Here is a 17,363-nt window from a genome sequence, read left to right as displayed (position 1 = left end):
GCGAAAGCCGTACCGGGTCAGGAGCGTCCGAACCGCAGCGTCACCAGCTCGAACGGGCGCAGCCTCAAAGCCAGTTGACCGCCCTCGCGGATTACCTCCTCGGCGTCGGCCGACGGACGTTCCAGCAGGTCGGTGACCTCCACGGAGTCGAAGGGGAAGTCCACCGTCAGTGTCGCCCTGGCCCGTCCCCCGTGCGCTTCGTGGAACCGGACGACGACGTCACCGCTCCCGTCATCGGCCAGCTTCACCGCCGTCACCACGACCGCGTCCCGGTCGACGCTCACCAGCGGAGCGACCTCCTGCCCACCCGTGACCTGCCGCTCGGGCAGGTTGATCCGCCAGCCTTCGCGCACCGCGTCGCCGATGGCCGCGCCCGGCACCAGTGCGTGCCGGAAACGGTGGACGCCCTGGTCGGCCTCGGGGTCCGGGAAGCGCGGGGCGCGGAGGAGGGAGACGCGGACCGTGGTGGTCGTACCGTTGTCGCCGTCGCTGCGGACCGTACGGGTCACATCGTGGCCGTACGTCGAGTCGTTGACGACGGCGACGCCCCAGCCGGGTTCCTCCATGTGGACGAAGCGGTGGTTGCAGGCCTCGAACTTGGCCGCCTCCCATGAGGTGTTGGTGTGCGTGGGGCGGTGGAAGTGCCCGAACTGGGTCTCGGACGCGTAGCGTTCGGCGTGCACGTCGAGCGGGAAGGCGAGCTTGAGGAACTTCTCGGTCTCGTGCCAGTCGACCTCGGTGTCGATGAGCAGCCGCCGCTCGCCCGGGGCGAGGGACAGCACTTGGGTGACCCGGGACGCGCCGAAGGACCGTACGATCCGCACGGCGTTCCCGTCGGCCACGACCTCGTCCGCGTCCGTGAGGTCGGTGACCGTGTTGCGGTAGAACTCGTCGACGTCCCAGGCGTCCCACATGTTCGGGAAGTCCGGGTGGAGTTGGAGGAGGTTGGCGGCTCGGCCGGGGGCGACGGTCTCGCGGTCGGCCTCGATGTCGTAGGCCGAGACGACGAGGCCCCGGGCATCGACCTCGACGCGGAGCAAGCCGTTCTCCAGTACGTGCCCGCCGCCAACCCGGGACGCGAGTGCCGTCTCGCCCTGGACGGCCGGGGTCTGCGCGCCGCCGGCGGGGACGCCTTCGCGGGTGTGGGGCGCCGAGTTGAAGACGAGGGTCCTGGTGCCCTCCCCGGCCAGCGCGCGCTGGGCCGCGTCGATGATGCCGTTCAGTTCCGCGGCGATCCGCTCGTACGTCCGGCGGGCCTCGCGGTGCACCCAGGCGATGGACGAGCCGGGCAGGATGTCGTGGAACTGGTGGAGCAGCACCGTCTTCCAGATCCGGTCCAAGTCCTCGTACGGGTACGGGAATCCGGCCCGAACGGCGGCGGTGGCCGCCCACAGCTCTGCCTCGCGCAGGAGGTGTTCGCTGCGGCGGTTGCCCTGCTTGGTCTTGGCCTGGCTGGTGAGGGTGGCACGGTGGAGTTCGAGGTACAACTCGCCGACCCAGACGGGTGGTTCGGGGTATTCGGCCTCGGCCTTCTCGAAGAACTCCTTCGGGGTCTCCCAGGCCACGGTCGCGGAGCCTTCGAGGTCGCGCAGGCGGGCCGCCTTGGCGACCATCTCGCGGGTGGTGCCGCCGCCTCCGTCACCCCAGCCGGTGGGCGCGAGGGAGTGGCGGGCGACGCCCTTGTCCTTGAAGTTGCGTGCCGCGTGGGCGATCTCGCGGCCCTGCATGGAGCAGTTGTAGGTGTCGACGGGCGGGAAGTGGGTGAAGATCCGGGTGCCGTCGATGCCCTCCCAACGGAAGGTGTGGTGCGGGAACTTGTTGGTCTGGGACCAGGAGATCTTCTGTGTCAGCAGCCACTTGGAGCCCGCGGCCTTGATGATCTGCGGGAGTCCGGCGGCGAAGCCGAAGGTGTCGGGCAGCCAGGCCTCCTCGTTCTCGATGCCGAACTCGTCGAGGAAGAACCGCTTCCCGTGCACGAACTGACGGGCCATCGCCTCCGAGCCCGGCATGTTGGTGTCCGACTCCACCCACATGCCACCGGCCGGCACGAACCGCCCGTCCGCCACCGCCTTCTTGACCCGCGCCCACACCTCGGGCCGGTGCTCCTTCACCCAGGCCCACTGCTGGGCCTGCGACATGGCGAAGATGAAGTCGGGCTCGTCTTCAAGTAGGGCCGTCATGTTGGACGTTGTGCGCGCCACCTTGCGGACCGTCTCCCGCAGCGGCCACAGCCACGCGGAGTCGATGTGCGCGTGTCCGATCGCGCTGATGCGGTGCGCGGACGGGACAGCGGGCGTCGACAGCACGGCCGCGAGCTGTGAACGGGCGTGCTCCGCCGTGCCGTTGACATCCTGGAGGTCCACGGCGTCCAGCGCCCTCTCGATCGCCCGCAGGAGGTCCCAGCGGCGGGCCGAGTCCACCGGCAGCTCGGCCATCAGCTCGCCGACGACCTCCAGGTCGAGGACGAGCTGCCAGACGTTCTCGTCGAGGACGGCGAGGTCCATGCGGGTGAGCGTGTACTGGGGCTCACTGCCGGCGGTCTCCTTGTCGCCCAACTGGGTCGGCACGAACGGGTGGTAGTCCATGACCACCGGGTTGGAGGCGGCCTCGACGTACAGCCGCACCTCCTCGCCGCCGGCGACGGGCGCGCCGATCCGGACCCACTGGTTGCGCGGGTTGAGGCCCTTCACCGGGGTGCCGTCGGGCCGGTAGACGAGGCCCTCGCACTGGAAGCCGGGCATGTTCTCGTCGAAGCCGAGGTCGAGCAACGCCTCGACGGTCTTCCCGGCCCACTCCTCCGGGACGGTCCCGGTGACGCGGAACCAACTGGTTCCCCAGGGAGCACCCCACCGGGCGCCCACCTCGATCGGTTCGGGTACGGCGGCGAGCCCCTCGGCGACGGGCACCGGCTCACCGGGCGCGTGCCACACCGCGACTTCCAGCGGCACGGACTCGGGGTACACGGCGGGACGGATGCGCTCTTCGAGGACACGCTTGAGGCGGGCTTCGACCAGGCTGCGGTCGTCATGCATGTGGGGTGCTCCGTAGCTCGGTTGCGGGTTGGGTCACGGGTGGTGCCAAGCGGGTGTTACCAGGTGTGCGTGACGGTCACGGGGGCCGACGCTGTGTACAGCTCCCCTGTCGCGCGCAGTTCGAACCCCGCCGCCTGCTCACCCTGTTCGGCCTGAAGCCCGCCGACGAAGAACGCGCGCTGGCAGGTGCCGCCGAGGAAGCGCCGGGTGCCGTCCGGCAGGAGGCGGTGCAGGGTGTAGTGGCGTACGGCGCCGGGCGCGGCGTCCCAGGCGAAACGCAGGTCGCCGCCGGTGGCGGCGGTGATCTGCAAACCGGAGGGGGCAGCGGGCGGCTGGGTGTCGTTGACATCGCGAACAGCGAGTCCACCGAGCCGCCAGTTCACAGTGCTCCCGCTCGTGTCGGCCGCGGTGAGCCGTACACCGATCGCATGCAGCGTGTCGGAGAGCCCTGTGAGCGGCACGGTCACCGTCTGCCAGCCGTTGCCCGAGTTCACAGGCAGATACGTGTACGGCGGTGTCGAACCCGGTGCGCTCGGCTCGGCGGTGGCGACGGCCAGCTCGACGTTCACACTGCCGGTGTCGGTGCGGAACGTCAGGTCGACAACCGAGTCAACACCGATCGGCAGCTGTGAACCGTACAGGTCCACCGTTGTCGGTTGATCCAGTACACCCGAGACCAGCACACTGCTGCCGCCGTGCCACGCGTCCGCGAAGTCGAAGGTCACAGTGGGCCGTTGCCCGGCCGTCCGCACCACCCACCGCCGGGACGGCAGCCGGTCCTGGAGCCCCAGGTGGTTCCATGCCACGTCCGAGGTGACCGCCCCGTCCTCGTACCACCGCAGCCCGTGCCCGGTGTTGAAGACGCTCGCGAACGGCAGCGCGCCGCCCACCGTCGACCGGTCCGCGACCGACACGGCCGGCGCCCGCCAGGTGTCCGTGCTGTCCGGCGTCGACGGGTCGAGCGAGCGGCCGGTCCAGAACCGGTCGTCGGCCGCGTGGAAGTCGCCCGGGGTGCGGCTCGCGGGCAGGTGGTTGCGGGTCCACTCGGGCCGGTAGAAGCCGATGGACGTGATGTGCGCCTTGGTCGTCGGCATCATCGCGTCCCAACTCACGGACGTACTGGACCCGTTGGACTCGACGTCGACGCCGGCCCACAACTCGTAGCGGCTGCGCCCGAACCCGTCAGCCGTGGTTCCGGACGCGGCGAGGCTGCTCGTGCTCCACCGGAAGTCGATGAACATGTCGTTCGCGGCCTGGAAGAACGCCTGGTTCGAGCTGTTCAGCGCGCCCTGCCAGCTGACCGTCCCGTTCACGGTCATCGCGTCGTACCAAGTGACTCGCTGTCCCTGCGCGGCGGCGAGGGACGTCAACTCGCCCACGAAGCCCTGCATGTCCGTACCGAGTGCCGTGTTCCCGCCACTGGTCTCGGCGTTGACGAACCAGCCGTCGAAGCCGTACGCGGCGGCGACCGCGACGAGTTGGGCGGCCAGCGGGTAGTGCCCGGCGGAGTCCTTCTGGACCAGGTCACGGGTCCACTGGAGCTGTCCGCCGTAGGCGACGGGTGGCAGGAAGATGTTGCCGAGGACGGGGACGCCGTGCCGGTGGGCGGCGTCGACGATGGGCGCGTTGGGGGCGAGGATGATGCCCTCGCCGGACGAGCCGCCCCAGAAGACGAGTTCGTCGAGGTAGGACCAGTGGGTGAGCGCGTAGTAGTCGGCGGTGGCCGCGCCCTGGGAGGGGTTGCTCGACGTCGGTCCGAAGGAGACCAGGGACTGGATGCGGGCCTGGCCCGAGCGGGCGGTGCTGTTCGCGGGGGTCGGGGTGAAGCGTGCGGCCAGAGGGACGGCGGCGGTGTTGAAGGCGAGGTCCGCGTCCGAGGCGGCGGTCCAGGTCTTCAGGCTGTTCCAGGTGATGCCGGTGCCCGGGGTGCCGGAGGGGAGGGAGTCCGGGTACCAGTAACTGGCGTACGGCTGACTGGTGTTGGTGGCGGCCGGCGAGGCGGCGAAGGCGGGCGTGGGCAGTTGGGGCAGCAGGGTGGCCGCCGCGCCGGCGAGGAGGACCGTGCGTCTGGTGGGGCGTCCGGAGTTCACGAGCTGGTGCCTCCTTGTGGGGTGGGGAGTACCTGGTCGGGAGTGACGACTTCGGTGATGCCGCGCGCGGCGAGGTGGTCCTTGTTGTCCGCGCGCGCGTCGAGGACGGTCGCCGGGCGGGCACCGTCGGCGACGAGTCGGAAGTACGCGTCGAAGACCCGCCCACCGGGACCGCAGACCGACCGGACCGACGGATCGGCGGGTACGACGAGCGCCGTGGTGCGGGTGGCGGGCGCGTACGAGGGCTCGCGGGCCGCCTCCGCCAACACCAACGCGATGTCCTTGGGTTGCCGGTCGTTGGTCAACAGGCCCAGCCCGTATTCGAGTTCGGGGAAGTCGGCGAGGTCGCGTGACACGTCGTGCGAGCACCACCAGGTGATGCCCCAGAGGTCAGGGCAGTCAAGGGCGTTGGCGATGGTCGCGGAGGCGAAGTCGGCCGCGTGCTCGGCGGGTACGAGCGGCTGGGGTGCGCCGACCTCCTGGAGCCAGACGGGCCGGTGCGGTTCCTCGGCCCAGGCCTTGCTCAGCTCGATCAGGTACGCGGCGTGGTGTTCGCTCGGCACGGAAGTACGGCCGTGGCGTTGGGCGGTGCCGTTGAAGACCCAGGAGTGCACGGCCGTCATCGCTCCGTGCCGGGCGGCCTGGGCCGGGGTGAACGGCATGTCGTCCTGGTACCAGGTCGCGTCGTACTCGGCGTGCAGATGCGGCTTGCCGGGCGCACCCTCCGAGCAGGCCGCGAGCATCCGCTCCAGCCAGGCGTCGATCTGGTCCTCCGTCGCCCGGTCGGGGTCCGGATGCGGGCCCGCCGAGAACTGGTTGACCTCGTTGCCGAGGGTCATGCCGATGAAGTTCGGCCTGTCGGCGAGGGCGGCGGCGAGCGTGCGCAGATAGGCGGCCTGGCCGTCGAGGACGTCCGGGTCGGTGAAGAGGTTGCGCCGATGCCAGGTGCGGGTCCACGCCGGCAGGTAGTCGAAACTGCTCAAGTGCCCTTGCAGACCGTCCACGTTGACGTCGAGCCCGCGCTCGCCCGCCGCGTCGACGAGCTGGACGAGCTGCTCCACGGCCCTGGGCCGGATCAGGGTCCGGTTGGGCTGGAAGTACGGCCACAGCGGAAAGACGCGGACGTGGTCGAGACCCAGCTCGGCGATCGAGTCGAGGTCGGCGCGTACGGAGTCGAGGTCGAAGTCGAGCCAGTGGTGGAACCACCCTTTGCTGGGGGTGTAGTTGACGCCGAAGCGCACGGCAGAAGACATCGGGATCCTGGTTCTGTAGTGCGTACGTGGGGGAAGTCGGCGCGCGTGGGCCTCAGCCCTTGACCGCTCCTTCGCCCACGCCCCGGAAGAAGTACCGCTGGAGGCAGGCGAAGAGGGCGATCAGTGGTGCCACGGCGATGACCGTGCCGGCGGCCACAAGGCGTTCGTCGTTGGCGAAGGTGCCGTGCAGATAGTTGAGGCCGATGGTGAGCGTGAACTTGGACGGGTCGCTGAGCACGATGAGCGGCCACAGGAAGTCGTCCCAGGCGCCCATGAAGGCGAAGATCGCGACGACGGCGACGGTGCCCTTCACGGACGGCAGCGCGATCCGCAGGAACCGCTGCCACACGTTGGCGCCGTCGACGTAGGCCGCTTCCTCGATCTCGTACGGCAGGTTGAGGAAGGCGTTGCGCATCAGCAGTACGTTCATCGCGCCGATGCAGCCCGGGAGGACCACCCCGATCAGGGTGTTGTTCAGGCCCAGCTCCCGCATGGTCGTGAACTGGGCGATGATGATGCCCTCCACCGGCACGAGCATCGCGAGGATGAAGACGAGGGTGGCCACGCGGCGGCCCCGGTAGCGCAGCCGGGCCAGCGCGTACCCGGCGAGGGCCGAACCGACGCAGTTCGTCACGACGTTGGCGGAGGCGACCTTCAGTGAGTTGAAGGCGTAGTCCCAGACGGGGATGGTGTCGGCGACCCGCTTGTAGTTGTGCAGGGTGGGGTGTTCGGGGAGGAAGGTGGGCGGTGAGCTGTAGATGTCCTCGGTCGGGCCCTTGAGCGAGGTGGACAGCTGCCACACGAAGGGGCCGACGGTGATGGCGAGGACGAGGAGCAACAGCGTGTAGCGCAGGGCAAGTTCCCAGACGCGGATGCGGCGGCCGTGCTCGTCGGTGATGCGGGGTTCGCGAACTGCCGTCTCCTGGACGGGCCTTGTGCGCTCGATGACGCTCAAGCGTCCTCCTTCCGGTCGGCCCGCAGCACGAGCAGCATCAGTGCGACGGTGACCACGAAGACGACGACCGAGAGCGCGGAGGCGTAGCCGACCCGGCCGGTCAGGCCGGTGCCGGTGCGCTGGACGAGCATCACGAGGGTGGTGTCCTCGCCGGCCGGTCCGCCGCTCGGGCCCGCCATCAGGTAGACCTCGGAGAACACCTTGAAGGCGGCGACCGAGGACAGCGCGCCGACGAGGACCATGGTGGAGCGGACGGCGGGCACGGTGACCGTGAAGAAGCGGCGCACCGCGCCCGCGCCGTCGACCGACGCGGCCTCGTGCAGTTCGCGCGGTACGTTGGCGAGCGCGGCCAGGTAAATGATCATGTAGTAGCCGAGGCCCTTCCAGACCGTGACGGCCATGGCGCTGAACAGCAGCAGCCACTGGTCGCTGAGGAAGCCGACCTGGCCGACGCCGATCGCCTCCAACAGCGAGTTGACCAGGCCGCGTTCGTCCAGCAGCCACACCCAGATCAGCCCGACCACCACGATCGAGGCGACGACCGGCGTGTAGAAGGCGGACCGGAAGAAGGTGATGCCGGGGATGTTCTTCTGGACCAACAGGGCGAGCAGCAGCGGGAGTACGACGAGTGCCGGGACCACCCCGACGATGTACAGCGTGCTGTTGCGCAGGCCGGTCCAGAACATGTCGTCGTGCCACAGCTCGCGGAAGTTGGCGAAGCCCACGAAGTGGCCAGGGATCAGGGTGCGCCGGTCGGTGAAGGCGTTGGCGAGCGTGGAACCGAACGGGTAGAGGATGAAGGCGCCAGTGATCAGCAGTCCGGGTGCGGCGAACAGCCAGGGACTGGTGGGCAGTTGGCGCCGCACCCGGGAGACGGTGGAGAGGGCCATCGCGGATTACCCCTGTTGCTGGAGGAGCGTGTTGCACTGCTTGACAGCGTTGTCGAGAGCCGTCTCGGGGCTCTCCTTGCCCTGCAACGCCTTGGCGACCTCGTTGCGCAGCGCGGTCTTCATCTGCTCGCTAAACAGCACCGGCGTGTAATTGACCGCGTTCTTCAGGGACTTGGCGGCGGCGATCCGCACCCGTGTCTCGTCGGTGCCGTCCTCCTTGGTGAAGTACGGGTCGTCGAGGGAGCCGGCGGTGCTCGGGAAGATGGCGACCTTCTTCGCGAACGACATCTGCTGCTGGGCGTCGGTGACGTAGTGCGCGAAGGCCACCGAGGCGGGCGTGTGCTTGGTCTTGGAGTTGACCATCACGCCCATCACGTACATGTTGACGTGCCCGGTGCTGGTGATCTGGTCGGTGATGCCGATGTTCTTGTACAGGGTCGGCGCCTGCTTCTTGAAGTTGTCGAGGTCCAGGGCGCTGCCGGGGTTCATGGCGACGGCCCCGGTGAGGAACTTCTTGCCGGACGACTCGGGGGTGGCGGTGAGCGCCTGCGGGTCGAGGGCCTTCGCGTCGTACAACTCCTTGTACTTGGTGAGGAGTTCGATGCCCTTCGCGTCGTTGAAGGCGAAGGCGGTGCCCGCCTTGTTCATGAGCTCGACGCCGTAGCGGCCGAAGTCCTCGACGGTGGGGACGTTGGCGAGGGTGGCGACCTTGCCGTCGGTCCTCTTCGCCAACTGGAGGGCCTGGGCGAAGAGTTCGTCGTACGTCTTCGGCGGCTGGTCGGGGTCGAGTCCGGCCTGCTCGAAGAGGGACTTGTTGTAGAAGAGCGGGCCGGTGTTGAGGTACCAGGGGAAGGCGTACGTGCCGCTCATGCCCGGTATCTGGTGGCTGGCCCAAGCCCCGGCCAGGTACTCGCTCTTGTACTTCGCGGCCGACTTGTCGAGGTCGAGCGCGAGGCCCGCCTTGGCGAGCGGGGCGACCAGGTCCGGGGAGACGTTGACGACGTCGGGCAGGGTGCCGCCGGCGGCGTCCGCGCTGATCTTGTCGGCGTAGCCCTCGGCGGGCTGGTCGATCCACTTCACATGGGTGCCGGGGTACTTCTTCTCGAAGCCGGAGATCACGCCCTCGAAGTACGACTTGAAGTTGGCGCGGAGGTTCCAGGTCTGGAAGGTGATGTCGCCCTCGACCTTGCCCGAGGCGTCGGTCGATCCGCCGCCGTCTCCCCCGGAACCGCAGGCGCTCAGCGGCATGAGGACGACGGCGGCGGCAGCTGCGGCGAAGGCTCTGCGGGAGATGCGCACGGCGAGTGGCTCCTTTGCAGTGGGGGTTGGCCAATCGTGCCGGGGCAGACCTTGCACGCTGCGCGCGGGGCCCGTCAATGGATTCTGCTCAGCTAAATTCATTAGTTGGCCGAATCCGGCCAACTACGCTGGTCAGAGCGGTGTGTTCGCATTCTTGCGGTGGATCACTAATGCGCTTTAGGGTGTGTGGACTCAAGCGCATTAGTGCGCGTCGCCGGTGGAATGGAGAGCAGGGTTGTCAGGGAAGCGGTCGCCCGCGCGTCGGCCGACGATGAAGGACATCGCGCAGCGCGCCGGCGTGTCCGAGAGCGCGGTCTCCTTCGCGCTCAACGGCCGGCCCGGTGTCTCCGAGATCACCCGCGACCGGGTGCGCCGGGTCGCGGAGCAGCTGGGCTGGCGGCCCAGTACGGCGGCGCGGGCACTGTCCGGGGAGGGTGCGGCGACCGTCGGTTTCGTCCTCGCCCGGCCCGCGGACACCCTCGGCGTCGACTCCTTCTTCCTCCAACTCGTCTCGGGCATCCAGGAAGTGCTGGCCGAACGTCATCTCGGGCTGCTCTTCCAGATGGCCGAGGACGTCGACGACGAGTGCGCGGTGTACCGGCGCTGGTGGGCCGAACACCGGGTGGACGGCGTCCTGGTGGCCGACCCGCGCACCGCCGACCCGCGGCCCGACCTCCTCGACGAACTGGGCCTGCCCGCCGTGGTGATAGGCGGCGCACCCGACGAGCGGCACCCGGGCCTGTCGACGGTGTGGGCGGACGACGCGGGCGCGATGGCCTCTGTCGTCGACGAGTTGTACGCGCGCGGCCACCGGCGGATCGCACACATCGCCGGACTTCCCGGCCTCGCGCACACCGAGCGCCGCATCCGCGCCCTGCGCGCCGAGGCAGCGCGCCGCGGGCTGACCGAGGTGCACTCCGTGACCACCGACTACTCGGACGCGGCCGGTGCCGCCGTCACCCGCCGGGTCCTCGAAGTCGCCGCTCCACCAACGGCGTTGATCTACGACAACGACGTGATGGCCGTCGCCGGAGTGGCCGCCGCGACCGAACTCGGCTTCTCCGTACCGGCGGACGTGTCGGTGGTCGCCTGGGAGGACTCCGCACTGTGCCGCATGGTCCGGCCGTGGCTGTCGGCACTGTCCCGGGACAGCGTGGAGTTCGGCCGTACGGCGGCCCAGGAGTTGACCGCACTGCTGGACGGCGGCCCGGCGCGCACGGTGCGGGTGCCGGTGCCACGCCTGATCGAACGGGACAGCACGGGGACGGCGCGGGCGTGAAAGGGCCATGTCGCCCGGTTCGCGTCCGAATCGCCGGACACCGTCGGGTACTTCGTGTGAGGCTTTGCCCATGACCTCCGAAGACCCGCTGGCCGACCGGCTGCAGCTCGACCGGCCGCACTCCGCCCGTGTGTGGAACTTCCTCCTGGGCGGCAAGGACAACTACGCCGCCGACCGCGAGGCCGGCGAGATGATCGTCCAGATGTTCCCGGACATCGCCCTGCTCGCCCGCCTCCAACGACGCTTCCTGGTACGGGCGGTGCGCTATCTCACCGACGAGGCGGGCATCCGCCAGTTCCTCGACATCGGGACCGGCCTGCCCACCGTCGACAACACGCACGAGGTCGCCCAACGCATCGCGCCCGAGAGCCGCATCGTGTACGTCGACAACGACCCGCTGGTACTGGTGCACGCGCAGGCGCTGCTGACCAGCACCCCGGAGGGCGCCTGCGCCTATCTCGACGCCGATGTGCGGGACCCCGAGGGGATTCTCGAAGTCGCCGCCAGGACACTGGACTTCAGCAAGCCGATCGGGCTGACGATGCTGGGCATCCTGGGCCAGATCCCGGACTCGGACGAGCCCGAGGCCGTCGTGGGCCGCTTCCTGGACGCCCTGCCCCCGGGCAGCTACCTCGCCCTGAGCGACGGCACCGACACCAACGCGGCGCTCAACCAGGCGATTTCGGTGTACAACGCCAACTCCGCCAGCTCGTACCACCTGCGCAGTCCCGAGCGGATCGAGGCGTTCTTCACCGGCCTGGAGGTCATCGAGCCCGGCATCGTACCCACGTCGCAGTGGCACCCGGAGCCGGTCGACGTGGGCCGTGACCCGTCCGACGTGGACGCGATCTGCGGTATCGGCCGCAAGGTCTGAGCACTAACAGAGAGGAGGGGCACCGGAGTTGCCGGTGCCCCTCTCGCTTGTTCTGTATCCCCGGGGTCAGATCCTGAACAGCGCCCAGACCGTCTTCCCGCCGCCCGCCCGCAGGTTCCAGCCCCACGAGTCGCTCAGCGCGGAGACCACCTGCAGACCGCGTCCGGACTCCGCGAACTCGTCGGGGTGCCCCTCGACGGGTATGCGATCACTGTCGTCGGTGACCGCGCACACCGCGTACGGCAGCCGGTCCCACACCGCGAGCCACAGTGAAGGCTGCGGCTCCCTCGCGGAGTTGGGCGCCCGGCCGTAGCGCAGCGCGTTGCTCACCAGTTCCGACACGGTGACCGTCACGTCGTCGACGAGTTCGTCCGCGGCCCGGTCGGCCAGCGCCGCGCGGGTGAAGTCCCTTGCCACATGGGCCGATTGAGGCATCGGCGGCACAAGCAGGACGGAACAGAGTGCGGGGTCGCGCCCGTCCCCGACGGCTGGGATCGGTGTGACGGTCTGCCCCGGTTCGGGCCGGCCCACCTCGTCGACGGCCCGGCACAGCCACTCCCAAGTCCCCTCGATCCGCAGGGAGTCGACCGGCCGTACGACTTGCTCTGCGGACATCGCGACCCCTGATACCCCTGGGAGAGAACAACTGCGCGCACTACACCTGTCCGGAGTATCGTCCTCCGCCTGACCCTGCGAACGCAAGTGCATCGGCAATTACCGCTGCAATTGCAGACGATCTTGCGAGCGGCTCACCCGAGGGCTATCGTCCTCCCCATCACCAATGGGTGCAATTGAAGCTGCAATTGCACCCGATCTTCCGGGGGAGCGATGAGGCGTCAGATCGAGCACGAGAACGGCATGTCGGCGACCCTGCTGAGCGGCGCGCAGTGGCGCAAGAGCCACCACAGCAACCCCGAGGGCAACTGCGTCGAACTGGCCGCGCTCTCCGACGGTCACATCGCCGTACGCAACTCACGCCATCCCGAAGGTCCGGCGCTCGTCTACACCAGCGCCGAGATCTCCGCGTTCGTCCGCGGTGTGAAGGACGGCGACTTCGACGGCCTACTCCCCGGTCGTTGAGGTCAGGCAAACCCGCGGATCGGCCGGAAGGCGCCGGACACAGGCCGGCACCTTCCGGCTCCTTCACTCCCCGCAGTTATCCGGAACCTCGGTGCTACGATCCTTCTTTGAATCCCGAAAACTTGCGGACGGTATCGGCGCGACCGCCGAGGGGATGAACATGACTGCAGCTCAACCGGAATACGCTCCCTCGGGTTCGGATGTGCTGAGCCTTCAGCGCGGTGGTCCCACCGTCCAGCGCATCATGCTGGGCACCCGCCTGCGCCGCCTGCGCGAGTCCCTCAACATCACGCGGGACACGGCCGCTTCGGCGATACGCGCCTCGGACGCCAAGCTCTGCCGGATGGAGTTGGGACGCGTCGGCTTCAAGGAGCGCGACGTGGCCGACCTGTTGACGCTGTACGGCCTCCATGAACCGGACCTCCGCCAGGAGTTCCTCGACTCGGTCCGCCGTGCCAACGAACCCGGCTGGTGGCGTGCGTACGGCGACGCCTTCCCGACCTGGTTCGAGCAGCACCTGGGGCTGGAGGAGGCCACCTCCCTCATCCGCACGTATGAAGTCCAGTTCATCCCGGGCCTGTTGCAGACCTCCGCGTACGCCGAGGCCGTCATCCGGCTCGGCCGCCCCGTCGACACCCCGGACGCGATCCAGCGCCGTGTCGAACTGCGCATGACCCGGCAGGAGTTGCTCACCAGGCCCGGCGCGCCGAGGCTGTGGGTCGTGGTGGACGAGGCGGCGCTGCGCCGTCCGCTCGGCGGGGCGGACGTGATGCGCGAGCAGTTGCGCCACCTCGTCGAGACGGCCGCTCTGCCCAACGTGACGCTTCAGGTGCTGCCCTTCCACGTGGGCGGCCATGCGGCGGCCGGCGGTCCGATCACCGTGCTGCGCTTCCCGGTCCCGGACCTGCCGGACATCGTCTACCTCGAACAGCTCACCAGCGCCCTCTACTTGGACAAGCCCGAGGAGGTCGACCGCTATCTCGCGGTCATGGACCGGCTGAGCATGGTCGCTTCGCCGGCCCCCGAGTCGGTGGCCTTCCTGGAGAAGCTCCTCAAGGACATGTGAGGGCAGTCGTTCTCCGGCCGCTCAGACCAGCGACCGGTACAGCCCGAACTCCGCGATCCGTACGGTGTCCCGGGCCGCCGTCACACGGACCCGCCAGCGCCGGGCGCGCACGGGCGCGGCCAGCAGCAGGATGCGGCTCGCACCGATCGTTCCGGCCCGGGTGACCTCGGTCCACGCCCCGTCGACGTGCGCCTCGACCACGAAGCCCTCGACCTGCTGGCCGTACCGCCGTATGTCCTCCCCCAACCGGACGCGGTCCACCTCCCGTTCCGCGCCGAGGTCCACGGTGACCCGGCCGGGTACGGCAGTTGTCCGGGCCCCGCGCGCCAGGTCCTCGGGCAGCTCCAGGTCCACGCGCTCGCGGAACTCCCGCAAGCGTGCCACGTCCGGGGCTGCCAGCAGGCCGTCGGTGTCCGGCGGCACGTTGAGCAGCAGGACCGAGTTGCGGCCGACCGAGCCGAAGTAGATGTCGATCAACTCGTCGACGCTCTTGGGGACTTGGTCGGGGTGGTAGAACCAGCCGTCGTGGATCGACACATCGCACTCGGCGGGCCACCACTGCAGGTAGTCGGTGTTCGGCTGCGCCGAGACGAGCGCGGTGCGGCTGCCCTCGTCGGGGGTGTCGTACGACAGCGCCCAGTCGGTACGGCCGTACTGCTCCTCCTTGACCGGGAGGACGCTCCACTCGTCCTCCCGCGCGGTGCCGCCCTCGTTGCCGACCCACCGCACGTCCGGGCCGGTCACGGCGATCGCCGCGTCCGGGGCCAGCGATCTGACCAGGGTGTACCAGCTGTCCCAGTCGTAGTCCTCGACCTTGCCCGGCGGGATGCGGCCCTGGGCGCCGTCGAACCAGACCTCGTCGATCGGTCCGTATGAGGTCAGCACTTCGTAGAGGGTGTTGAGCATGTGGGCGCCGTAGTCGGTGGCGTCGAGTGTGTAGAAGCGGTCCGGGGAGCGGTCGTCGCCGTCGACGAGGGTCGGGACGGTCCGGGTGACGCGGCTGCTGCCGTTGGCGTAGACGCCGTGGAGGTACTGGTTCTCGTCGGCGGGCGAGAGGTAGACGCCGACCTTGAGGCCGTACCGTCGCATGGAGTCGGCGAAGGAGCGCAGTACGTCACCCTGGCCGTCGCGCCAACTGCTCGAGGCCACCGTGTGGTTGGTGTAGCGGGAGGGGTAGAGGACGAAGCCGTCGTGGTGTTTGACGGTGAGGATGGCGAGCTTGAAGCCGCCGTCGCGCAGGGCGCGGGCCCACTGGTCGGTGTCGAGGCCGGTCGGCTGGAACACGTTCGGGTCCTCGTCGCCGGTCCCCCACTCCAGGCCGGTGAAGGTGTTCACGCCGAAGTGCAGGAACGCCGTCCGCTCCAGCTGCTGCCAGGCCACCTGCCGTGCGGTGGGCCGGACTTGGGAGGCCTTGCGGACCAGCTCGTCCGCGGTGTCGTCGGGGCTGACGGGGATACGGGAGCGCGAGTCGGACGGGGACAGCGGTGTCCCGAGTGCGGGCAGCGTGGCGGCGCCGGTCGCGGCGAGTGCGGTGGCCGAGAGGACGAAGAGACGTCTGGAGAGGGCCATGGGTGGGACTCCTCGGGTCAGTGGGCGGTCAAGTTCCAGGAGGAGGGCTGGTGTTGGTCCGGCGGGTACTGCACGAGCCGCCCGTCGTCAGCGACGCTCAGCGCCATCTGCGTGATCGCGTTCACCAACCGGTAGCCTCCCGCGACGGGTGCCAACTCCCAGCGCTGCATGGTGTTCATGGCATCGCAGGGCTGCGGGGTAGCCGCGACTCCCGGCTGGAGCGGCACGTTGAGGGTGAGTTTGCCGCCCTGAACCTCCAGGCAGCCGCTGGCGGTGCGCACCGTGGCATAGCCGTCCGGCGTGCGCTGCACCTCCGCATCGAAGGAGGCGCCCGCCGTCCGGAAGGTGTACGTTCCGTCCGTCACCGGTACCCGGGTCAGATCCCGTCGGCCCGGCGCCTGCCCAACTGCCTTACCGCGCGTGGTGAATTGGGCATACGTGGCGTCGGGATGCGGATCGCCCCAGGTCGCCTGGGCGAGGTGCCGCAGCGCGGGCTCCGTGTCGGCGGCGACCTCGTTCTCGGTCTCCCCTCGTCCGTTGTCGGGCCAGAGGCTGATCTTCGCCCCGGTGATGCCGTCACTGGAGGCGAGCTTCTCGCCCTCGAAGCTGCGCGGGTCCCAGCTCTGGTCGTACAGCGCCTCGGTGTCGCTGTGGAAGCCGCCTCGGACGAGGTAGAGCGAGTAGGCCGCGTTCATCAACGGATAGCCCTCGGCGACGAGTTCGCTCGGTTTCTCCTGGACGTTCAGCCAGTGCTCGACCGTCGTGCCCGCCGCCACCGGCACGGTGTTGGCACCGGTGAGTCCGTCGTTCCAGATGCGCAGCTTCTTGCCCTTGCTCGCGGCGTAGGCCCGGACGCGGTTGATGAAGTCGATGTAGGCGTCCTGCGGGGTGGCGTTCGCGCCGTACTTCTCCTGGGCGTAGCGCAGCATCTGCGGGTACTTCGAGTAGTCGGAGCCGAGCATGTACTCGTCGGCGCCCATGTGCCAGGACGTCGCGGTGAAGACCTGCGCGTATTCGTCCATCAGGCTGGTGTAGTAGTCGAACGCGGCCTGCTGGGTGACGTCGAGCCGGGCGGGCTGCTTGTTGCCGTCGCTGTCGGTGAGTTGGAGGTCGGGGCGGTTCTCTATCCACGGGTCCATGTGGCCCGGGGAGTTGATCTCCGGAATGATCTCGACGTGGTACTTGTCGCCGAGGGCGACGAGGCGGCGCATCTCGTCCTGGGTGTAGTAGCCCCAGGTGTCGGCCTCGGGGTGCGCGGCGCTCTTCACCTTGAGTTCGAGGAGCAGTTGGTTGAGCTTGTGGTATGCCATCTCGCGCACCAGGTTCTCCAGCCAGGGCAGGGAGATGTGGATGTAGCAGGCGCAGACGCCGACTCCCCGTTCCTTGTAGCGCGGTACGTCGACCGTGTGTCCGGCGGGGATTCGGTCGCCCTGCGCGAGCAGTTGCAGGAGGGTCCTGGTGCCGTAGAAGGCACCGGTCTCGGTCGCGCCGGTCACCGACAGCCGTCGGCCCGACCGGAGTTCGTACCCCTCCGCACCCAACGCCCCCTTCGCCGGCCGGACTTCGATCACGATGTCGCCGGGCCGGGCGGCACCGCCCCGTACGACGGGCACCGTTCCGTGACCGGCTGCCTTCAGGTCGTCGGCGAGAGTGCCGGCGACTCTGCGTTCGCTCGTGCTGTCGGCTATGAGCCGGGTGCCGCCCCCGAAGTCGTAACTCCCCGATTCGGGCGTCCAGTCGGACAGGGCGGGCACGGTCACCGGGACCGCCTGCTCCTGCTGGACCGCGACCGCCGGCACGGGGGCCGCGAGCAGTGCGCACACCGCCGCGAAGCCGACCAACCGGAACCGTCTCTTCCTGCGCTCAGCCATGCCACTCCACCGGTCGCGATTGATCGGACGACTGATGATTGGACTGCCCTCAGGAGCTGTCAATGGGCGGCGGGAGCAGTCAAGTTGAGCCATTGATCGGATGAC

General features: G+C 69.1%; 13 protein-coding genes. 4 read left to right on the top strand and 9 right to left on the bottom strand.

Going from position 1 to position 17,363, the window contains the following annotated elements; translation table 11 throughout:
- Positions 1-17: 17 nt before the first annotated feature.
- From AB0I69_RS01855 to AB0I69_RS01830, 6 genes are read right to left on the bottom strand one after another with little or no spacing between them, the layout of a single operon-like run.
- Positions 18-3,032 (bottom strand): glycoside hydrolase family 38 C-terminal domain-containing protein, encoded by a 3,015-nt coding sequence (locus tag AB0I69_RS01855; protein ID WP_363093503.1) that lies wholly within the window; start codon positions 3,030-3,032, stop codon positions 18-20.
- Between the two features lie 56 nt (positions 3,033-3,088).
- Positions 3,089-5,122 carry an endo-beta-N-acetylglucosaminidase gene (locus AB0I69_RS01850; protein WP_363093502.1) on the bottom strand — a complete coding sequence of 678 codons (2,034 nt, stop codon included), beginning with the start codon at positions 5,120-5,122 and terminating at the stop codon, positions 3,089-3,091.
- Positions 5,119-6,375, bottom strand: coding sequence for a glycosyl hydrolase (locus AB0I69_RS01845; RefSeq protein ID WP_363093501.1), 1,257 nt, complete (start codon positions 6,373-6,375; stop codon positions 5,119-5,121). The genes AB0I69_RS01850 and AB0I69_RS01845 overlap by 4 nt, the downstream gene beginning before the upstream one ends.
- Before the next feature lie 52 nt (positions 6,376-6,427).
- Positions 6,428-7,330, bottom strand: a complete 903-nt coding sequence (locus AB0I69_RS01840; RefSeq protein ID WP_363093500.1) for a carbohydrate ABC transporter permease — start codon at positions 7,328-7,330, stop codon at positions 6,428-6,430.
- On the bottom strand, positions 7,327-8,220 hold the full coding sequence (locus tag AB0I69_RS01835) for a sugar ABC transporter permease (RefSeq protein ID WP_363093499.1): 894 nt from the start codon (positions 8,218-8,220) through the stop codon (positions 7,327-7,329). The genes AB0I69_RS01840 and AB0I69_RS01835 overlap by 4 nt, the downstream gene beginning before the upstream one ends.
- Before the next feature lie 6 nt (positions 8,221-8,226).
- Positions 8,227-9,519 carry a sugar ABC transporter substrate-binding protein gene (locus AB0I69_RS01830; protein WP_363093498.1) on the bottom strand — a complete coding sequence of 431 codons (1,293 nt, stop codon included), beginning with the start codon at positions 9,517-9,519 and terminating at the stop codon, positions 8,227-8,229.
- Positions 9,520-9,790: 271 nt separating this feature from the next.
- On the opposite strand from AB0I69_RS01830, the gene AB0I69_RS01825 reads away from it, so the two are divergent.
- Together AB0I69_RS01825 and AB0I69_RS01820 are read left to right on the top strand one after the other, a co-directional pair.
- On the top strand, positions 9,791-10,798 hold the full coding sequence (locus AB0I69_RS01825; protein ID WP_363094147.1) for a LacI family DNA-binding transcriptional regulator: 1,008 nt from the start codon (positions 9,791-9,793) through the stop codon (positions 10,796-10,798).
- Positions 10,799-10,868: 70 nt separating this feature from the next.
- A complete protein-coding gene (locus tag AB0I69_RS01820; RefSeq protein WP_363093497.1) occupies positions 10,869-11,672 on the top strand; it encodes an SAM-dependent methyltransferase in 804 nt (267 codons plus the stop codon).
- A gap of 66 nt (positions 11,673-11,738) precedes the next feature.
- On the opposite strand, the gene AB0I69_RS01815 is transcribed toward AB0I69_RS01820, so the two are convergent.
- On the bottom strand, positions 11,739-12,287 hold the full coding sequence (locus tag AB0I69_RS01815; protein WP_363093496.1) for an ATP-binding protein: 549 nt from the start codon (positions 12,285-12,287) through the stop codon (positions 11,739-11,741).
- Between the two features lie 213 nt (positions 12,288-12,500).
- On the opposite strand from AB0I69_RS01815, the gene AB0I69_RS01810 reads away from it, so the two are divergent.
- Both AB0I69_RS01810 and AB0I69_RS01805 read left to right on the top strand, forming a co-directional pair.
- Positions 12,501-12,752: a DUF397 domain-containing protein gene (locus AB0I69_RS01810; RefSeq protein WP_363093494.1), complete on the top strand. Its 252-nt coding sequence runs from the start codon at positions 12,501-12,503 to the stop codon at positions 12,750-12,752.
- A 160-nt stretch (positions 12,753-12,912) separates the two neighbouring features.
- Positions 12,913-13,818 carry a helix-turn-helix transcriptional regulator gene (locus AB0I69_RS01805; protein ID WP_363093493.1) on the top strand — a complete coding sequence of 302 codons (906 nt, stop codon included), beginning with the start codon at positions 12,913-12,915 and terminating at the stop codon, positions 13,816-13,818.
- Positions 13,819-13,839: 21 nt separating this feature from the next.
- Here the strand turns inward: AB0I69_RS01805 and AB0I69_RS01800 are convergent, their stop codons facing one another.
- The gene (locus tag AB0I69_RS01800) at positions 13,840-15,387 is read right to left on the bottom strand and encodes an alpha-L-fucosidase (RefSeq protein ID WP_363093492.1); all 1,548 of its coding nucleotides are present in this window, start codon (positions 15,385-15,387) and stop codon (positions 13,840-13,842) included.
- A gap of 17 nt (positions 15,388-15,404) precedes the next feature.
- Positions 15,405-17,258: a family 20 glycosylhydrolase gene (locus tag AB0I69_RS01795; RefSeq protein WP_363093491.1), complete on the bottom strand. Its 1,854-nt coding sequence runs from the start codon at positions 17,256-17,258 to the stop codon at positions 15,405-15,407.
- Between the last annotated feature and the right edge of the window lie 105 nt (positions 17,259-17,363).

The sequence above is a fragment of the Streptomyces sp. NPDC050508 genome, assembly GCF_040655155.1.
In the GTDB taxonomy this organism is placed as follows: Bacteria; Actinomycetota; Actinomycetes; order Streptomycetales; family Streptomycetaceae; genus Streptomyces.
The sequence above is the reverse complement of the archived record's forward strand: the minus strand, read 5'-3'. Positions and strand labels throughout refer to the sequence as shown.

What these genes read in the sequence shown, in the direction of transcription:
- AB0I69_RS01795 (WP_363093491.1), bottom strand. Translation starts at nt 17,258, where the DNA reads ATGGCTGAGCGCAGGAAGAGACGGTTCCGGTTGGTCGGCTTCGCGGCG.
- AB0I69_RS01805 (WP_363093493.1), top strand. Translation starts at nt 12,913, where the DNA reads ATGACTGCAGCTCAACCGGAATACGCTCCCTCGGGTTCGGATGTGCTG.
- AB0I69_RS01815 (WP_363093496.1), bottom strand. Translation starts at nt 12,287, where the DNA reads ATGTCCGCAGAGCAAGTCGTACGGCCGGTCGACTCCCTGCGGATCGAG.
- AB0I69_RS01810 (WP_363093494.1), top strand. Translation starts at nt 12,501, where the DNA reads ATGAGGCGTCAGATCGAGCACGAGAACGGCATGTCGGCGACCCTGCTG.
- AB0I69_RS01800 (WP_363093492.1), bottom strand. Translation starts at nt 15,387, where the DNA reads ATGGCCCTCTCCAGACGTCTCTTCGTCCTCTCGGCCACCGCACTCGCC.
- AB0I69_RS01835 (WP_363093499.1), bottom strand. Translation starts at nt 8,220, where the DNA reads ATGGCCCTCTCCACCGTCTCCCGGGTGCGGCGCCAACTGCCCACCAGT.
- AB0I69_RS01855 (WP_363093503.1), bottom strand. Translation starts at nt 3,032, where the DNA reads ATGCATGACGACCGCAGCCTGGTCGAAGCCCGCCTCAAGCGTGTCCTC.
- AB0I69_RS01820 (WP_363093497.1), top strand. Translation starts at nt 10,869, where the DNA reads ATGACCTCCGAAGACCCGCTGGCCGACCGGCTGCAGCTCGACCGGCCG.
- AB0I69_RS01845 (WP_363093501.1), bottom strand. Translation starts at nt 6,375, where the DNA reads ATGTCTTCTGCCGTGCGCTTCGGCGTCAACTACACCCCCAGCAAAGGG.
- AB0I69_RS01825 (WP_363094147.1), top strand. Translation starts at nt 9,791, where the DNA reads ATGAAGGACATCGCGCAGCGCGCCGGCGTGTCCGAGAGCGCGGTCTCC.